The 16,025-nt window shown below is 69.8% G+C and carries 14 protein-coding genes; 8 read left to right on the top strand and 6 right to left on the bottom strand.

Annotated features, from left to right (window positions below; all coding sequences use genetic code 11):
- Positions 1-209 precede the first annotated feature (209 nt).
- The 5 genes from afsQ1 (at position 210) to JXZ78_RS18675 (ending at position 4,278) form a co-directional block, all read left to right on the top strand.
- Positions 210-887 carry a two-component system response regulator AfsQ1 gene (afsQ1, locus tag JXZ78_RS18655; RefSeq protein ID WP_004571966.1) on the top strand — a complete coding sequence of 226 codons (678 nt, stop codon included), beginning with the start codon at positions 210-212 and terminating at the stop codon, positions 885-887.
- A 107-nt stretch (positions 888-994) separates the two neighbouring features.
- Positions 995-2,656: an ATP-binding protein gene (locus JXZ78_RS18660; RefSeq protein ID WP_050502001.1), complete on the top strand. Its 1,662-nt coding sequence runs from the start codon at positions 995-997 to the stop codon at positions 2,654-2,656.
- Positions 2,653-3,336, top strand: coding sequence for a hypothetical protein (locus JXZ78_RS18665; RefSeq protein WP_078623928.1), 684 nt, complete (start codon positions 2,653-2,655; stop codon positions 3,334-3,336). Before JXZ78_RS18660 ends, JXZ78_RS18665 begins: the two co-directional genes overlap by 4 nt.
- Before the next feature lie 173 nt (positions 3,337-3,509).
- Complete coding sequence (locus JXZ78_RS18670; RefSeq protein WP_208870093.1) at positions 3,510-4,022, top strand: VanZ family protein; 513 nt, start codon at positions 3,510-3,512, stop codon at positions 4,020-4,022.
- A gap of 49 nt (positions 4,023-4,071) precedes the next feature.
- Complete coding sequence (locus JXZ78_RS18675; protein WP_030017495.1) at positions 4,072-4,278, top strand: PspC domain-containing protein; 207 nt, start codon at positions 4,072-4,074, stop codon at positions 4,276-4,278.
- Positions 4,279-4,427: 149 nt separating this feature from the next.
- Here JXZ78_RS18675 and JXZ78_RS18680 read toward each other — a convergent pair whose 3' ends face one another.
- Together JXZ78_RS18680 and JXZ78_RS18685 are read right to left on the bottom strand one after the other, a co-directional pair.
- A complete protein-coding gene (locus JXZ78_RS18680; RefSeq protein WP_030017496.1) occupies positions 4,428-4,697 on the bottom strand; it encodes a hypothetical protein in 270 nt (89 codons plus the stop codon).
- A gap of 138 nt (positions 4,698-4,835) precedes the next feature.
- Entirely contained in the window at positions 4,836-5,996 is a 1,161-nt protein-coding gene (locus JXZ78_RS18685; protein WP_033037008.1) for an adenosine deaminase, read from the bottom strand.
- Between the two features lie 103 nt (positions 5,997-6,099).
- Here JXZ78_RS18685 and JXZ78_RS18690 point away from each other — a divergent pair, with 103 nt between their 5' ends.
- On the top strand, positions 6,100-6,867 hold the full coding sequence (locus JXZ78_RS18690) for an alpha/beta hydrolase (RefSeq protein WP_030017498.1): 768 nt from the start codon (positions 6,100-6,102) through the stop codon (positions 6,865-6,867).
- A 94-nt stretch (positions 6,868-6,961) separates the two neighbouring features.
- Positions 6,962-7,372, top strand: coding sequence for a VOC family protein (locus JXZ78_RS18695; RefSeq protein ID WP_030017499.1), 411 nt, complete (start codon positions 6,962-6,964; stop codon positions 7,370-7,372).
- Between the two features lie 21 nt (positions 7,373-7,393).
- On the opposite strand, the gene JXZ78_RS18700 is transcribed toward JXZ78_RS18695, so the two are convergent.
- Positions 7,394-8,401: a LysR family transcriptional regulator gene (locus JXZ78_RS18700; RefSeq protein WP_106968661.1), complete on the bottom strand. Its 1,008-nt coding sequence runs from the start codon at positions 8,399-8,401 to the stop codon at positions 7,394-7,396.
- A gap of 62 nt (positions 8,402-8,463) precedes the next feature.
- Between JXZ78_RS18700 and JXZ78_RS18705 the strand changes: the two genes are divergently transcribed.
- Positions 8,464-9,798, top strand: coding sequence for an MFS transporter (locus JXZ78_RS18705; RefSeq protein WP_030017501.1), 1,335 nt, complete (start codon positions 8,464-8,466; stop codon positions 9,796-9,798).
- A gap of 72 nt (positions 9,799-9,870) precedes the next feature.
- Here JXZ78_RS18705 and JXZ78_RS18710 read toward each other — a convergent pair whose 3' ends face one another.
- The 3 genes from JXZ78_RS18710 to JXZ78_RS18720 all read right to left on the bottom strand — a co-directional run bounded on the left by JXZ78_RS18710 (position 9,871) and on the right by JXZ78_RS18720 (position 15,910).
- The gene (locus JXZ78_RS18710) at positions 9,871-10,464 is read right to left on the bottom strand and encodes a Uma2 family endonuclease (RefSeq protein WP_030017502.1); all 594 of its coding nucleotides are present in this window, start codon (positions 10,462-10,464) and stop codon (positions 9,871-9,873) included.
- Positions 10,465-10,665: 201 nt separating this feature from the next.
- Positions 10,666-11,253 (bottom strand): hypothetical protein, encoded by a 588-nt coding sequence (locus JXZ78_RS18715; RefSeq protein ID WP_030017503.1) that lies wholly within the window; start codon positions 11,251-11,253, stop codon positions 10,666-10,668.
- Positions 11,254-11,311: 58 nt separating this feature from the next.
- Positions 11,312-15,910 (bottom strand): DUF6531 domain-containing protein, encoded by a 4,599-nt coding sequence (locus tag JXZ78_RS18720; RefSeq protein WP_443735640.1) that lies wholly within the window; start codon positions 15,908-15,910, stop codon positions 11,312-11,314.
- Between the last annotated feature and the right edge of the window lie 115 nt (positions 15,911-16,025).

Here is a 16,025-nt window from a genome sequence, read left to right on the forward strand (position 1 = left end):
CCGTCGGTAGACCCTGCTTGCTTCGGTTCGTGATGGGGAAAACTCTGCCGAAGCAGTTTCATGACGCTGTCTGCCGTCTGTCACAGCCCTGTCACAGCGGGAGGGTCGCGGCCGGGACACCGTTCGGACGCGGGGCGGGCCGGGGCACGGGCACCGCCGGACACCGTGCAGGTCGAAGTCCTGGTCCCCCATGGGCCAGAATGGCCGGTGTGCCTTTCCTGTTGCTGATCGAGGACGACGACGCCATCCGCACGGCCCTCGAACTCTCCCTGTCGCGCCAGGGTCACCGTGTGGTGACCGCGGCGACGGGCGAGGACGGCCTGAAGCTGCTGCGCGAGCAGCGCCCGGACCTGATCGTGCTGGACGTGATGCTGCCGGGCATCGACGGTTTCGAGGTGTGCCGGCGGATCAGGCGTACGGACCAGCTGCCCATCATCCTGCTGACCGCGCGCAACGACGACATCGACGTGGTGGTCGGGCTGGAGTCCGGCGCGGACGACTATGTGGTCAAGCCGGTGCAGGGGCGGGTGCTGGACGCCCGGATCCGGGCCGTGCTGCGGCGCGGGGAGCGGGAGTCCAACGACGCGGCGACGTTCGGTTCCCTGGTCATCGACCGCTCGGCCATGACGGTCACCAAGAACGGCGAGGACCTCCAGCTGACCCCCACCGAACTGCGCCTGCTGCTGGAGCTGAGCCGCCGCCCCGGGCAGGCGCTGTCCCGGCAGCAGCTGCTGCGGCTGGTGTGGGAGCACGACTATCTCGGTGACTCGCGGCTGGTGGACGCGTGCGTGCAGCGCCTCCGGGCGAAGGTGGAGGACGTACCGTCCTCGCCGACCCTGATCCGTACGGTGCGCGGTGTCGGCTACCGGCTGGACACCCCGCAGTGACGGAGCGCTCGTCCGAGAGCCGTACGGATGCCGAGGCGGCCGCCGAGGGCGAGGGCGCGCCGGAGCCGCCCGGCTTCCTCCGGCGGTGCGTACGGGCGCTCGGCCTGCTGCGCTGGACCAGCCTGCGGCTGCGGCTGGTGTTCGTCTTCGCGCTCGTCGCGCTGACCGCGGCGGTCTCCGCCTCCGGCATCGCGTACTGGCTCAACCGCAACACCGTGCTGGACCGTACCCAGAACTCCGCGCTCAACGACTTCCGCAAGTCGCTGGAGGACAGCACCCGTTCGCTGTCGCTGCGGCCGCGGTGCGCGGAGCTGGACGACGCGGCACGGCAGATGGCGGGCGGGCCGCAGAACTACGCCGTCCTGCTGGTCGCGCAGGGCAGCGACGGCAAGCAGTGCGTGGCGTCCACGGACAAGGACCTGTTCACGCTCGAGACGGTGCCCAGGCCGCTGCGGACGGCGGTCAACGAGAAGCGCGCGCTGGACGACGGCAACCGCGTGCCGTACCACATGTACTGGCAGCGCAAGGAACTGCGGGACACCCCGTACCTCGTCGCCGGGGCCCGGATGAACGGCGGCGGCCCGACCGGCTACATGCTCAAGTCGCTGGCCACCGAGCGCCAGGACCTCAACTCGCTGGCCTGGTCGCTGGGGATCGCCACCGCGCTGGCCCTGGTCGGCTCGGCGCTGCTGGCGCAGGCCGCCGCGACGACCGTGCTGCGGCCCGTGCAGCGCCTGGGCCACGCGGCCCGGCAGCTGGGCGAGGGCCGGCTGGACACCCGGCTGCGGGTGACCGGCACCGACGAACTCGCCGACCTCTCGCGCACCTTCAACCGTACGGCCGAACGCCTGGAGCAGCGGGTCGAGGAGCTGAGCGGCCGCGAGGCGTCCTCCCGCCGCTTCGTCGCCGACATGTCGCACGAGCTGCGCACGCCGCTGACGGCGATCACGGCGGTCACCGAGGTGCTGGAGGAAGAGGAGGACTCCCTCGACCCGATGATCGCGCCCGCGGTGAAGCTGGTGGTCAGCGAGACCCGGCGGCTGAACGACCTGGTGGAGAACCTGATGGAGGTCACCCGCTTCGACGCGGGGACGGCGCGGCTGGTGCAGGACGAGGTGGACGTCGCGGACCAGGTGACCGCGTGCATCGACGCGCGGGCCTGGCTGGACGCGGTCGAGCTGGACGCCGAGCGCGGCATCGTGGCCCGGCTGGACCCGCGCCGCCTCGACGTCATCCTGGCCAACCTCATCGGCAACGCGCTCAAGCACGGCGGCTCGCCGGTCCGGGTCTCGGTACGCACCGAGGCCACGCCGGACGGCGAGGACCTGGTGATCCGGGTACGGGACCACGGGCCCGGCATCCCCCAGGAGGTCCTGCCGCACGTCTTCGACCGCTTCTACAAGGCGAGCGCGTCCCGGCCGCGGTCGGAGGGCAGCGGCCTGGGCCTGTCGATCGCGCTGGAGAACGCCCACATCCACGGCGGCGAGATCACGGCCGCGAACTCGCCGGAGGGCGGCGCGGTCTTCACCCTGCGACTGCCGGTGGGCACCTCGGCCGCCGGAGCGGCCACGGAGACGGACAGCGATACGGACGGGGACGGGGGCGGCGGTACGGCCGTGGGGACCGGTACGGAGACGGGCACCCGTACCGACGGGCGCGGCCGTAAGAACGCGGGTCCCGACACGGGTCCGGACGCGGACGCGGGTCCTGAAGGCACGGAGCGGCGCGGCACCGAGTCCCGCGGCACGGAAGGCGGTGACGGCCGATGACATGGCGCACCCGTGAGCCGTCGTCCGGGCCCGGCCCCCGGCTTGCTCCCCGTACGCGGCCGTCGCCCCTCCCCCGGACCGCGGTGCTGACCGCCGTGGCCCTCGGCGCCCTCGTACCGGCCCTGGCGAGCTGCGGCATCCGCGGTACGTCCGTGCCGGTCGACGCCGGGGGCGCGCCCTCCCGCGTCAGCTGCAAGGTTCCTGCGGACTCGGTCCCCCCGGTCCCGCCCGACAGCTCGCGGGTCACCGTCTACCTGGAGTGCAGCTCGGCGCTGGCACCGGTGGAGCGGACCGTGTCCAACCCCAAGCAGCAGCCCACCGACCGTCTCCGGTCGGCCCGCGCGCTGCTGGACGAGCTCCAGGAGCAGCCGGGGCCCGTCGAGGAGGAGGCCGGGTTCATCACGGCGGTGCCGGAGAACCTGGAGGTGTCCGGGCCGCGCGCGGGCGATCCCGCGGGCACGCTGCGGCTGAGCGCGCGGCCGGAGGACCTGCCGTCCTTCGCGCTCGCCCAGATCGTGTGCACGTTCGGCGAGAGCGCTGCTCTGGGCCGTACGCACGCGGCGGTGCTGGGCGGCCCCGGCGACGGACATCCGCAGCGGTACCCGTGCTCGGACGAGGTGCGCACGCACCCGGACAGCGTGCTGGGCGCGGGGTCGGACGCTCCGGGGGCGTCGGGCTGAGACGGCCGGGGCGCCGGACTGAGACGCCCGAGGCGCCGGACTGAAGAGACCGAGAGAACATGCCGGGACGGCCACGGCGACCACGGCCCGCCCCTTACGGAACCGCGGCCGCCGGTAGGCGCGTCCTGGCCTGTGTGCAGGGTCATGGCCGCGGCGGTACCGCCGCCCTCCGTATGCGCGCCGCGGGAGCCGTCCTCCTCGTGGCGCATCTGCTGATCGTCGGCTGGCTGTCGCTGCGCCCCCGTACGGTTCCCTGGGTGCCCGCCGCGAACCTCCGGCCGCTGGCGACGATCCGCGCGGAGCTGGCGCACGGGCCGTGGGAGGCCGTGCAGAGCCTCGGGGGCGCGGTGCTGCTGCTGGCGCCGCTGGGCATTCTGCTGCCGATGGCAGCCGGCCGCTTGAACGTTTCTCCGCTGGGCTCCCTGACGCGTACGGTCTTCACCGGCGCGATGGTCTCGCTGGCGATCGGACTGCTGCAGGCCGGCATACCCGGCCGGGTGCCGGACGTGGACATGGTGCTGCTCAACACGACCGGGGTCGTACTGGCGCACCTGCTGGTCGTACCAGGGGTCCGGTACCGGCTACGCCGCAAGGAGGACCGGCCCGCACGGCCGACCCCCACGCGGACCAGGGTTCACATCGCACCGCAGGCCGACGCCCTGTCGGGCTCCCGGACCTACCTTTGAGACATCGGGGCAGACAGTCCCGTACCCGGTCGAAAAGGAGTCGAGAACCATGGCCGCCGCACTGGTCCGTCCCCGCAACAACAGGATGATCGCCGGAGTGTGCGCGGGCCTGGCGCGGCGCTTCGGCACCACGCCCGGCACGATGCGCGTGCTCTTCCTTCTCTCGTGCCTGCTCCCGGGCCCGCAGTTCCTGATCTACCTGGCCCTGTGGCTGTTCCTGCCCTCCGAGGACAAGGCCCACCGGAGCGCCTGGTAGTCGTCATACGGGCGCCTGGCAGTCATACGGACGCCTGGATCGTCCCTCACACGGACGCCTGGACAGTCCTCACACGGCCGTGCCCCGGCCCGTACACGAAGTACGGGCCGGGGCACGGCCGTGTCCGCTCCAGGACGCGTCCCGGAGCCTCAGCCGAGCGCCTTGGTGAGGCCCCCGGCAGGCAGGCCGCCCAGCAGGTTGCCCTTGTTGTTGGTCTTCAGGGCGTGCTCGGGGCCGTGGTCGCCGGTGACGCTCTTGGCGGTCTCCTGGACGGGCAGGCTGTTCTGGAGTGTGTCCGCGACGTCACCCGGTACGTTGGCGCCGGTCACCTCGGCGGCGGAAGCCGTACCGGCCGCCGCGGCGGCGAAGGCGACGCCGAGCGCGGCGGCACCGAGGGTCCTGATGGTTCCCTGCTTCATGGAAATACATCCTTGTGATGGGAGTTCGACCGGACCGGAATCTAGTGACGCCGCCGACACGCCGCAAACACCCGCCCGGAACGGAAAACGACCGGCGCTTGACACACCGGTCGTTCCCTTTTTCCCTCACCGCGGCGCTTACTCGGAGCGATACTCGCTGATCACCGCGGGCTCGGCATCCACCTGGCGGAACAGCCATTCGGACCGCAGTTCGGCGTAGCCGGGCTTGATGACATCGTTGATCATCGCCAGGCGTTCATCGAAAGGAATGAACGCGCTCTTCATCGCATTGACGGTGAACCACTGCATGTCGTCGAGCGTGTATCGAAATGTCGAGACCAGGTGCTCGAATTCCCGGGACATGCTCGTACCGCTCATCAGCCGGTTGTCGGTGTTGACCGTCAGACGGAACTGGAGCCGGCGCAGCAGGCCGATCGGGTGCTCCGCGTACGAGGTGGCGGCGCCGGTCTGGAGGTTGGAGGTGGGGCACATCTCCAGCGGGACGCGCTTGTCCCGTACGTACGAGGCGAGCCGGCCCAGCTTGACCGAGCCGTCGTCGGCGACCTCCATGTCGTCGGTGATGCGGACGCCGTGGCCGAGCCGGTCCGCGCCGCACCACTGGAGCGCCTGCCAGATCGACGGCAGGCCGAACGCCTCGCCCGCGTGGATCGTGAAGTGGTTGTTCTCCCGCTTGAGGTACTCGAACGCGTCGAGGTGGCGGGTGGGCGGGAAGCCGGCCTCGGCGCCCGCGATGTCGAACCCGGCGACACCCAGGTCGCGGTAGCGGTTGGCCAGTTCGGCGATCTCCAGGGCCCGGGCCGCGTGCCGCATGGCGGTCAGCAGGGCGCCGACGCGGATGCGGTGGCCGGCCGCGCGGGCCCGCCGCTCGCCCTCGCGGAAGCCTTCGTTGACCGCCTCGACGACCTCTTCGAGGGTGAGGCCCTTCTCCAGGTGCTGCTCGGGCGCGTACCGGACCTCGGCGTACACGACACCGTCCGCGGCCAGGTCCTCGGCGCACTCGGCCGCCACCCGCGTCAGGGCCTCGCGGGTCTGCATGACGGCACAGGTGTGCGCGAAGGTCTCCAGATAGCGTTCCAGCGAACCGGAGTCGGCGGCCTCGCGGAACCAGACGCCGAGCTTCTCGGGGTCCGTCTCGGGCAGGCCGTCGTAGCCCGTCTCGCGGGCCAGCTCGACGATGGTGGCGGGGCGCAGGCCGCCGTCGAGGTGATCGTGCAGCAGCACCTTGGGCGCGCGGCGGATCTGGTCGACGGTCGGAAGAGTGGTGGTCTCGCTCGTCATCTCGGCACTGTAGCGCCTACGCGCGTAGAACTTCACGAACGATACGCAACGGTGACCCGTACACGGGGTGGCCCGCGCGCCGCCTTCTGCCATCGTTTCGGTCATGGCTCAGCAAGCGTTGCCGGTGCGCGGTGCCCGGCTGGGGAAACCGCGGGGAACGGACGGAGCGGGACGGGCGGTGTGCGGCGTCGCGCTGTTACTGCCGGAGGGCGGCCCTTCGGGCACCCGGCGGCCCTCCCCCTTGTCCACCCTGGCGGCCCGTCCGCTGGCCGCCCGGCTGGCCCGGGCGGGACGTACGGAGGGTCTGGTGGCCCACGTCGTGCACTACCGCTGCCGCGGCTGGAACGGCCCGTCGGCCCATCCGGCGGCGGACGCCTCCTGGGCACTGGAGGAGGTGGTGCGGCGCTACGGGGACGTACCGGTCTGTCTGGCCGGTACGGGCATGGGCGCCCGCGCCGCCCTGCACGCGGCGGGCCACCCGGCGGTCAACTCCGTGCTGGCGCTGGCCCCGTGGATACCCGACCTGGGCCCGGAGGGCGCCGACTCCGTTCCCGTGAAACAGCTCGCCGGCCGGCAGGTGCTGCTCGTCCACGGCACGAACGACGAGCGGACCGACCCGGACCTGTCCTACCGCTACGCCGAGCGCGCCAAGAAGATCAACCGCGACGTCTGCCGCTTCGAGGTCCACTCCGACGGCCACTCCCTGCACCAGCACCGTTCCGAAGTCCTGGCGCTGGCCACCGACTTCGTCCTGGGCTCGCTCTTCTCCCACGACTACGCCCGCCCGGTCGCGGACGCGCTGGCGGCACCGCCGCCGCTGGGCCTGCGGATGCCGTTGGCGTCGGGCTTCGGGGAGTCGCTGAAGCACTAGGAAGGGGCGCGCGGCAGCACCGTTCCGTGGCTTTCCGGCCACCGTCAGCTCCGTCTCGACCGTCTCGACCGTCTCGACCGCCAGGGAGGCTCCCGTGCCGAACACGCTCGACCACGTGATCGTCCACTGCCACGACCAGAAGGCCACCGCCGCCTTCCTGAGCGACCTCATGGACGCCCCCGCACCCGCCGACTGGGGCCCGTTCACCCAGGTGAAGACCGCCAACGGGGTCGGCATCGACTTCCTCGACAGCCAGGTGGCGCCGGACGCGATCAACGGCAGCCACGTCGCCTTCCTGGTCACGGACACGGAGTTCGACGCGATCTTCGACCGCATCCGGAAGCAGTCGGTGCGCTACTGGGCCGACCCGTTCCGCGCGAAGGAGAACGAGATCAACCACCACTGGGGCGGCCGCGGGCTCTACGTCCTCGACCCGGGCGGCACGGTCGCCATCGAGTTCATGACCGTGACCTACGGGGCCCTGGAGGACATGGGCACGGAGTGACGCCGGCGGGTCGTCCGCGTCTCACCGGGGAATCAGCTTCCCCCTCCGCCCCAGCAGGAACTTCTTGAACGCCGCCACCGGTGGCGTGTCGGGATGGCCGTCCATCCAGGCCAGCCCGATCTCGCGGACCGCACGCGGGGCCGTGACCGTCAGCTCGGCGACGCCCGGGCGCGGCACGGCCGGCGGCGGCAGCAGCGCCACCCCGAGACCGGCGGCGACCAGGCCGCGCAGCGTCTCGGCCTCCTCCCCCTCGAACGCGATCCGCGGCGTGAAGCCCGCCTCGGCGCACAGCGCGTCGGTGATCCGGCGCAGCCCGTACCCCGGCTCCAGGGTCACGAACAGCTCCCCCGCCGCCTCCGCCAGCCGGACCCGCTTACGGGCCGCCAGCGGATGGTCGTCCGGCACCACCAGCCGCAGCTTCTGCTCGTCCAGGCGGCGCGCGACCAGGTCCGGGTAGTCCGGCACCGGCGAGGTCAGACAGAGATCCAGGTCACCGGCGCGCAGCCGCTCGATCATCGCCTCGCCGTAGTTCTGGACGAGCTGGAAACGCACCCGCGGGTGGTCGGCGCGGAAGGTGCGGATCAGGCCCGGTACGGTCTCCGAGCCCATGGTGTGCAGAAAGCCGAAGGCGACCTTGCCCGCGGTGGGGTCGGTGTCGGCCCGTACGGACTCCGTGGCGCGCTCGACGTCCAGCAGCGCGCGCTCGGTGGAAGCGAGAAAAGCGCGACCGGCCGGAGTCAGCGAAAGGGTCCGGCCGCGGCGGGCGAAGAGCGCGACCCCGAGGTCGGCCTCCAGCCGGACGATGGCACGGCTGAGGGTGGACTGCGGCATGCCCAGCTCGTGCGCGGCGCGCGTGACGTGCTCATGGCGCGCGACAGCGGCGAACTGCGCGAGCCGGGGCGTCAGGGCCAGCGCCCACGAGTCCACCCCGAGGTCCGCGGTCTCCGCCGGTTCGCCCGCCCGCGTCCGGATGTCTTTCGTGTTGCCAGGGTGCGACAGAGGCCGCCCTGAGCTGCTGTTATGCGCCACAGCATCGATTATGGCGTTTCTATGCATTGGACGCATGAAACCGGCAGGCATACGTTCGGATCATGCCTCCCGCCGATACCGGGGCGTCGGCCGCCGCGCGCGCCGACGCCTGTGCGCAGTCGTCCCCCGTCACCTCCTCCGCGCCCGCCGCCGACGCGCCCCCGGCGCCCGACCCCGAGGCCGCCAAGCTGCACCCGGGCGGCCCCGGTTACCGCCGGATGAGCTTCGCCCTCTTCGCGGCAGGCGTCGCCACCTTCGCGCTCCTGTACTCCACCCAGGCGCTGCTCCCCGCGATCTCCGTCGACCTCGCCGTGGCACCCGACCAGGCCAGCTGGACCGTGTCGGCCGCCACCTTCGGCCTGGCCCTGGCCGTCATCCCGCTGAGCGCGCTGTCCGAACGCTTCGGCCGCCGCACGATGATGACCGCCTCCCTGTCGGTCGCCGCGCTGATCGCGATGCTGGTGCCGTTCGCCCCCGACCTGGGCTGGCTGGTCGCGCTGCGCACCGTCCAGGGCGTGGCGCTGGCCGGGCTGCCGGCCTCCGCGATGGCGTTCCTCGCCGAAGAGGTACGGGCCAAGGCGCTGGTCGCCGCGATCGGCCTGTTCGTGGCGGGCAACAGCATCGGCGGCATGTCGGGCCGGATCGTCACCGGCTGGGTGGCCCAGGCCTGGGGATGGCGCGCCGCGCTCGGCGCCGTCGGACTGCTGGCCGTGCTCTGCGCGGTGGCCTTCCGCCTCCTGGTCCCCAAGGCCCGGCACTTCTCCCCCCGCAAGGTCGGCCCGCGCGCCCTGGCCCGCACCCTCGGCGGCCACCTCTCCGACCCGCTGCTGCGCCGCCTGTACGGCATCGGCGCCCTGTTCATGACCGTCTTCGGCGCCGTCTACACCGTCATCGGCTACCGCCTGGTCGACGAGCCCTTCAACCTCCCCCAGGGCATCGTCGGCTCGATCTTCCTCATCTACCTCGTCGGCACGGTCTCCTCCGCCGCGGCAGGCCGCCTGGTAGGCCGCGTCGGCCGCCGCGGGGCCCTCTACCTCGCGGTCGGCACCACGGCGGCGGGCCTGCTGCTCACCCTCACCACGTCGCTCGCCGCCGTCCTGCTGGGCCTGGTCCTGATCACCGCGGGCTTCTTCGCGGGCCACGCGGTGGCGTCGTCCTCCGTCAGCCGCACCGCGAAGACGGCCCGCGCCCAGGCGTCGGCGCTGTACCAGTGCGCGTACTACATCGGCAGCAGCATCGGCGGCGCACTCGGCGCGGCAGCGTTCCACGCGGGCGGCTGGGAGGCCACCGTCGCCCTGGCCCTGGCCGCGATGGCCGGCGCCGCGTCGATCACGCTGTACGCGACGCGGAAGGCGATGGCGGAACGGCGCGTCCTGCACGTACAACAGGCCGCGTAGGCGGCTCCGCCGCCCGGAACCCGGAAGGCCCACTCCGCCACCTGTCCTGGTGGGGTGGGCCTTTCGTCCGTCTCAGGGACCGAAGGGAAACACGCTGGTGTCGATGGTAAGGCCGAAGGGCTCCGGGAGGTGAATGTCCTCCCCGAACTTCACCGCCTGGAGTTCCTGGTAGACGGCGTCTTCCGGCTCCCCGAACAGCGTGACCGTGGGTCCGGGAGGAGCGAAGCGATCAATGAGGAGGTAGAGCGGAACGCCCGCCTCCGCGTACGCGGCTGCCTTGTTCAGCCGGTCGTAGCCCGCGTTGCTCGGCGAGGTGATCTCGACGACCAGCTCCGCGGCCGTGAGCGGGACGTCCTCGCTCCCTTCGATGCGGTCGAGAACGTCGTCCGGGACCACGACGAGGTCCGGGATGAAGAGCCGTCCACGCATGGGGTGGGTGACTCCGAGAGTCTGGTACACCCCCCACTCCTCGGGCAGCACCGCGTAGAGCCGGCGGTGCACCTTTTCAGCGATGCGGTTGTGAGGGGCGGCCGGGGGTGGTGACACAACGATGACTCCATCAATGATCTCCACCTTGCTGCCCTCGGGCCAGTCCGCTTCCTGCCAGAAGCGGAGCAGCTCATCCCAGTACTGCCCCGGAGCGGGGTCGGCGGGGAGTGCACTCACGGCGGTCTCCTTACGTGTCGTGGCACTGATCCCAGCATGGCGAACGGGACCGGAACCGGTCCACCGATCCCGTTCACCCGAACGATTCACCCGCCCCTCACCCCTTCAACGGATCATGCCCCCGGTTCATCAACGAGTGTCCAACCGTCCTGGCGGTACGGCCCCTCTTGCGGGGAGCGGCCCCGGCCAACGCTGGGCCGCTCAGCCGGCCAAGCCCGACCGGAGATCCGATTCCGATGCCTTGCCGTTCGCCCAGGCCCAGATCAGCCGCCGGGCAGCCCGGTCCACGGGAAGCGCACGCCGACAAGCGCGGTACATCAGGGCCGGCTGTCCGGCCACGTACCATCCTTCACCCGCAGCCTTCAGGCAGATGTCCGCAGGCAGCGCGCCTTCGGTGAAGAGCTTCGCCATCGCGTCGGCGTCGACGTCGAATTTCGACCGAGCAGCGGGAGAGACCCCGTACGTCTCTGCGAACTCTCGGCAGATGTCACGAGCGGCATAGGACGGCACGCAACGGAGCCACCATTCCTCTTTCGGCATCCTGGAGAACGCTTCGATTCCGAAGACCGGTCGCAGCGACACGTCGATCGCCTCGATCTCTGCGACGACCCGAAGCAAATCTGCCTCGCGCTGACCGGCGAAGCCCGACCCGCGGGAATCAGTGATCATCTCGTGGAGAACGCTCCGCGAACTGACCTCCACGAGATAGTCCTCCAGGTCCCACGGGTAGCCGTCAGTACAATCCTCGGCAAAAGCGCGCCAACGAGCGAGTTTTTCTGCGGGATCCACGAGTACACCCTCCGGAGGCTGAAATGATCCTGCATCATGCACAAAACCACCATTCAGCCTACCTCTTGCTCTCATTGTCCATATATTTGTGTGCGTCCATGATGGTTTCGCCGGGCCGGACGTAGCTGGTTACCCTGCCATTCTGCGCGATGGCCAATCTGCCTTCCGGGTCCATGCGCAGTACGGCCCCATCGGATGAACGGATCACCTCGCGGACTCCTGAGGGCACTTCAGATGTACGGAACAATCCTTCGGAGTCCGCCACGTAACGCGCAAATCCGTCATCGTCATCATGCTGATCCTGATATTCTGGCATATCAGCCTTGCCGTCCCTGGCACCCTCCCCATATGCGTGCTTGTCGTAATGCGCATCCACCTCCCTCGGATCCCACTTGTACGGCGCGAGACCGAGCGGATCGCTCCAGGTGTGCGGGTTGTGGACATACGCGACAGGATTGGGTGCCGGATGCAGCCCCAGGGGGTCGGGGCTGACATATCGAGCGACTTCGGGGTCGTAGTAGCGATGGAAGTTGTAATGCAGCGATGTTTCCGGGTCGAAGTACTGGCCCGGAAACCGAAGTGGCGTGCAGGCGGTACTGGCCGATGTCCAGGTGGTAAGCCCCCACAGTGCGCTGCGGCTTCGCCACGAGACATGTCCGCTTTCGTCGACCAGTTCGGCGGGCGCGCCGACGAGATCGGTCACGATCGCGAAAAAACGCTCTGCGACTTCGGTGTCGTCGGCACGGGTAAGGCGTTCACGCTGGGTCAACGGTTTCGAGCCGTGGTGATCCCATGTGAGCGTGACCTGCGTCCCGTGCTTCCGCACCGATGTGATCTGCTCGCACAGGGTGGCGCCGTCCCAGGTGAAGTCCACCTGCTCGGCGATGTCCTGCTCGTCACCGGTCAGACGCTGTTTGGTGATGCGCCGGCCGAGAGGGTCGTAGGTGTAGCGCCAGGTGGTGCCGTCGGGTGTGATGCAGGAGACCAGGCGGTCTTCGGCGTCCCAGGTGTAACGCCAGGTGTCCGGCTTTCGCGACAGGCGGTTCCGTTGGCGCAGAGAGGCACGGCCGGCCGCGTCGTATGTGTAACGGATGCTTCCGGCGCGTTGGAGGCGGGTGCCCGTGTACAGGCGGTCGCCTCGGGCCTCGGCGGCCGGGTGGCAGTCGGGCCAGGCTGCGTGACTCTGGTTTCCAGCCGCGTCGTAGGCGTAAGCCTCCGTCCAGTTGCGGGCCGACACAGTGATCACCCGGCCGGCGGAGTCGAGCCCGAAGCGACGGCGACCGTTGAGGTGGTCGTCCACTTCGGTGAGGTGCCCGTCCGAGCGGTAGGTATATGCGCGACGCTGGATGGTTTCGGCGTCCGAGGCGACATGTTGGCCGGTGAGGCGGCCGCGGGCGTCAAAATTGTGCGCGAAGGTGAGGCTTCCGAGAGTGCGCGCAAGCTCCCGGCCAAGTGCGTCGCGCGTGAAGGTCAGTGTCCGCCCGGAGATCTCCAGGCCGTCGCGTCGCCCTGCCGCGTCATAGGTCCAGGTGCTGACCGCCCCGGCAGGGGTGGTGCGGGACGTACGACGCCCCATGGCGTCATAACTGTAGGTGGTGGACCGGCCGTTCACCATCTCACCGACGACCCTGCCGAACTCATCCCGGGTATACAGCAGTTCACTGTCCGGATCCGCGATCCGCAGTGGCTGACCGGCCGCATCGTAGGTGAAGGTAGTGAGTTTCCCGGCCACGTCTTTGGTGAGGACACGGCCGAGGATGTCGTATCGGTAGCGAATGGTGTGGTTCAGCGGAGTCGTGCGGGAAGTCAGACGCCCGACCGCGTCATAGGCATAAGTTTGACTTCGGCTGTCGAAATCCGTTTCGGATATCAGGCGACCTGCGCGGTCATACTCGTAGTGCCAGGTCAAACCCTGCGGGTTGGTGACCTTCGTGAGCCGTAGCCCGGCGTCATGGACGAATTCGTAGCGGGCACCGTCCGGACCGGTGCGCACCGTGAGCTGGTCGAAATGTCCGTACTCGAATACGGTGACGTGGCCGAGGGGATCGGTGTGAGTGGTGCAGTTGCCCTCTCCGTCGTAGGACCAGCTCTCCTGGGCGGTGTCGGGGTGGATCCGGGATACGAGGCGTCCTTCGGGGGTCCACCGATAGCGCGTGGTGTTGCCGAGGGGATCGATCAGGGCGGTGGTACGGCCGAATGCGTCTCGGTGGAAGGTTGTGGTGGCACCAAGGGCGTCAGTGACGGTAAGCGGGAGTCCGTTGGCATCACACGCGACACGGGTGACGTTGCCCAGGGGGTCTGTGACCGAGGTGTGGTGGCCGAGCCGGTCGTGGGTGAAGCGGCTGGTGCGGCCGGCGGAATCCGTGACGGCTGTCCGGTTGCCCCTGGCGTCGTACTCGTACCGGACGGTTCTGCTTTCTGGGCCGGTGATCTCCGCTGCCAGGCCCAGGTCGGTGTAGACGGTGGTGGTGGAGGAGCCGTCGGGGTGGACGACGGACACCGGGTTCCCGTCCTCGTCATAGGTGATCCGCGTGACGGCGCCCATCGGGTCGGTGATCTGAACGGGCCGGTCGTGTGTGTCGTAGACGGTGCGGGTGGTGTGGCCGAGCGGATCGGTGACGGCGATGACCTGAAGGTCTCCGTTGACGAGGTACCGGGTCTCGCCGCCCTGTCCGTCGGTATGCGTGGTGACTCGGTGACCGTCGGCTGCGTCGGCCCCTTCGTAGGTGAACCGGTTGGCCAAGTGGCCCTCGGCGCCGGACTGGGCGGTACAGCGATGCCGATCGTCGTAGGTGTACTCGTAGCGGGAGCCGTTGGAGTCCACCCAGGCGGTCATACGGTGCTCGGCGTCGTACTCGAAGCGGGTCGTCGCTCCGGTGGAGTCGGCGGCAGAGGTGAGGTTGCCGGCCTCGTCGTGCCCGTAGGACATCAGCAACTGATCCGAGCCGTTGTCGGCCGCACCCGACAGGTGCAACGCGGTGAGGTGGCCCTGATCGTCGCAGGTCAGCTTCAGCTCGTACCCGGCACTGTGCCGAACCGCGTACGGGTTGCCGGTCTCATCCGCGTAGTCGAAGGTGATCCGATGCCCGTTACGGTCCGCGATCTCGTCGGGTAGGGCCAGACCTGGGGCATGCGACGCGTCACTGAAGTACAGTGTCTGGCCGCTCTGCAGGTCGTCTACGGCCCAGTCGCCTTGCGGCGTACGTATCAGGGGCCAGCGCGGACCGCTCTTCGGCAGAACCCGCTCACCGGCTGCGGGAAGCGGGTAGCGCAGCAGCATCCCGGCCTCGGTGACGAAGACGACGCCCTCGTCGTCGGCCTCCAGGCGTTGGTCGACCGTGGAATACCACGAAGGCCCGATGTGCCGTCCGATGCGGGTGGAGGACTCGTACCTACGGGTGAACAGCAGCGGGAGAGCACCGGGCAACGCGATGTCGGTCTGGTTCAGGAACACCCTGCCCGTGGCCAGGTCGACCGGGTCGGTACCGTCCGTGCTCTTGCCCTCGTCCCTGCGGGTCTTGTCGTGAGGGTGGTCGGCGTCGGCCTGCTCTGCGCTCTTCGACGGTCTTATGGACCCGGTACCCGACGAGTGCGACGAGGCGCCACTACCGCTCTTCGGCCCCTTGAGGTCCTTCGGGGCACCCTTGCCGAGGCCCGTGAAGTGGTCAGCCAGCCCTTTGTCGTTCTCTTGGTGGTTCTTGGCCATCTGCTTGACGCCACGGGTCATGTTGTCGTCGAGGTGCTTGGCAGCCTTCTTGACGCCGTCCTCGATGCCGTCGACGACCTTGTCCAGCATCGCGTTCGCGGCGTTGGCGATGGCGTCCTTGCCCCGGGTTCGGCCGTGGTGTCCCTTGGCTTTGCCGATCTTCCCGCCGGCCTTGTCGCGGAACATGCTGCCCGCGCTCAGCAGACTCGTGACCAGCTTGTCGTGCTCGGCCTTGTCGAAACTGAAGCCGCCGCTGCCGCCCCCGCCTCCCCCTGAGCCGCTGCCGCCGGCGCTCAGCAGCTGCATCGGGGTGTCGGCAGCCGACTTGGCGGTGCCCTTGGCATGCTGCACGCCTTGTCCGAAGCCCTCTTTGCCCGCCTTGGCAGTGCGGCCCAGGTCGACGCCGTCCTGCACTCCCAGCGCGTTGGCGCCGAGCTGGACGACGAGGTCGCCGACCATTGCCCCAAGCGCCTCCTCGACGGGGGTCAGGGCCATGCTGACGACCTGTTCGGCGACCTGCTGACAGGCCTCCTTGAACAGCCGTCTGACGATCACACGGGTCGCCTGGGTGGCCGCCAGCGCACCCACCTCGGACAGTCCCAAGGTGAAGGGCGCCGCAACCTGCGCGGCGACCACCTCCGCCGCGAGGATGCCCAGCTGGACGATCGCGCCGGCCTTCGCGCCCTCGATGAGCACCGCGACACCGTCCATGGCCGTCGCCGCCATCCGGCCGCACTCGCCCAGGTTCTTCAGATGTGTGCCGTTGATCTTGCCCCAGCGAGCGTTCAACGCCTCCACAGCCGTGGAGCCGCCGGACGCCCCCACCAAGCCCTGGACCGCGGTGTGCGCCTCGTTCGCGCCCTCGTCGATGTCGCCGGCGAACTCCCGCATGGCGTTCGCCATCTCGCGGTAGTCGTCCTCGTCCACATTCGGCCACGACACCCCGATGATGTCGAGAACCTCATCCGCTCAGCCAGGCAGCACCACACCCATACGAAACTTCCGCCCCCCTCAGAACCGGCAGTCGAGCCACCAGACGCTCTCATCCGGGCCAGCGGTTCCCCCG

The organism is Streptomyces monomycini (assembly GCF_022271435.1).
GTDB lineage: Bacteria > Actinomycetota > Actinomycetes > Streptomycetales > Streptomycetaceae > Streptomyces > Streptomyces monomycini.

Excerpts from the sequence above, each read along its gene's own strand:
- JXZ78_RS18665 (WP_078623928.1), top strand. The coding sequence starts at position 2,653 with ATGACATGGCGCACCCGTGAGCCGTCGTCCGGGCCCGGCCCCCGGCTT.
- JXZ78_RS18670 (WP_208870093.1), top strand. The coding sequence starts at position 3,510 with ATGCGCGCCGCGGGAGCCGTCCTCCTCGTGGCGCATCTGCTGATCGTC.
- JXZ78_RS18675 (WP_030017495.1), top strand. The coding sequence starts at position 4,072 with ATGGCCGCCGCACTGGTCCGTCCCCGCAACAACAGGATGATCGCCGGA.
- JXZ78_RS18680 (WP_030017496.1), bottom strand. The coding sequence starts at position 4,697 with ATGAAGCAGGGAACCATCAGGACCCTCGGTGCCGCCGCGCTCGGCGTC.
- JXZ78_RS18685 (WP_033037008.1), bottom strand. The coding sequence starts at position 5,996 with ATGACGAGCGAGACCACCACTCTTCCGACCGTCGACCAGATCCGCCGC.
- JXZ78_RS18690 (WP_030017498.1), top strand. The coding sequence starts at position 6,100 with ATGGCTCAGCAAGCGTTGCCGGTGCGCGGTGCCCGGCTGGGGAAACCG.
- JXZ78_RS18705 (WP_030017501.1), top strand. The coding sequence starts at position 8,464 with ATGCCTCCCGCCGATACCGGGGCGTCGGCCGCCGCGCGCGCCGACGCC.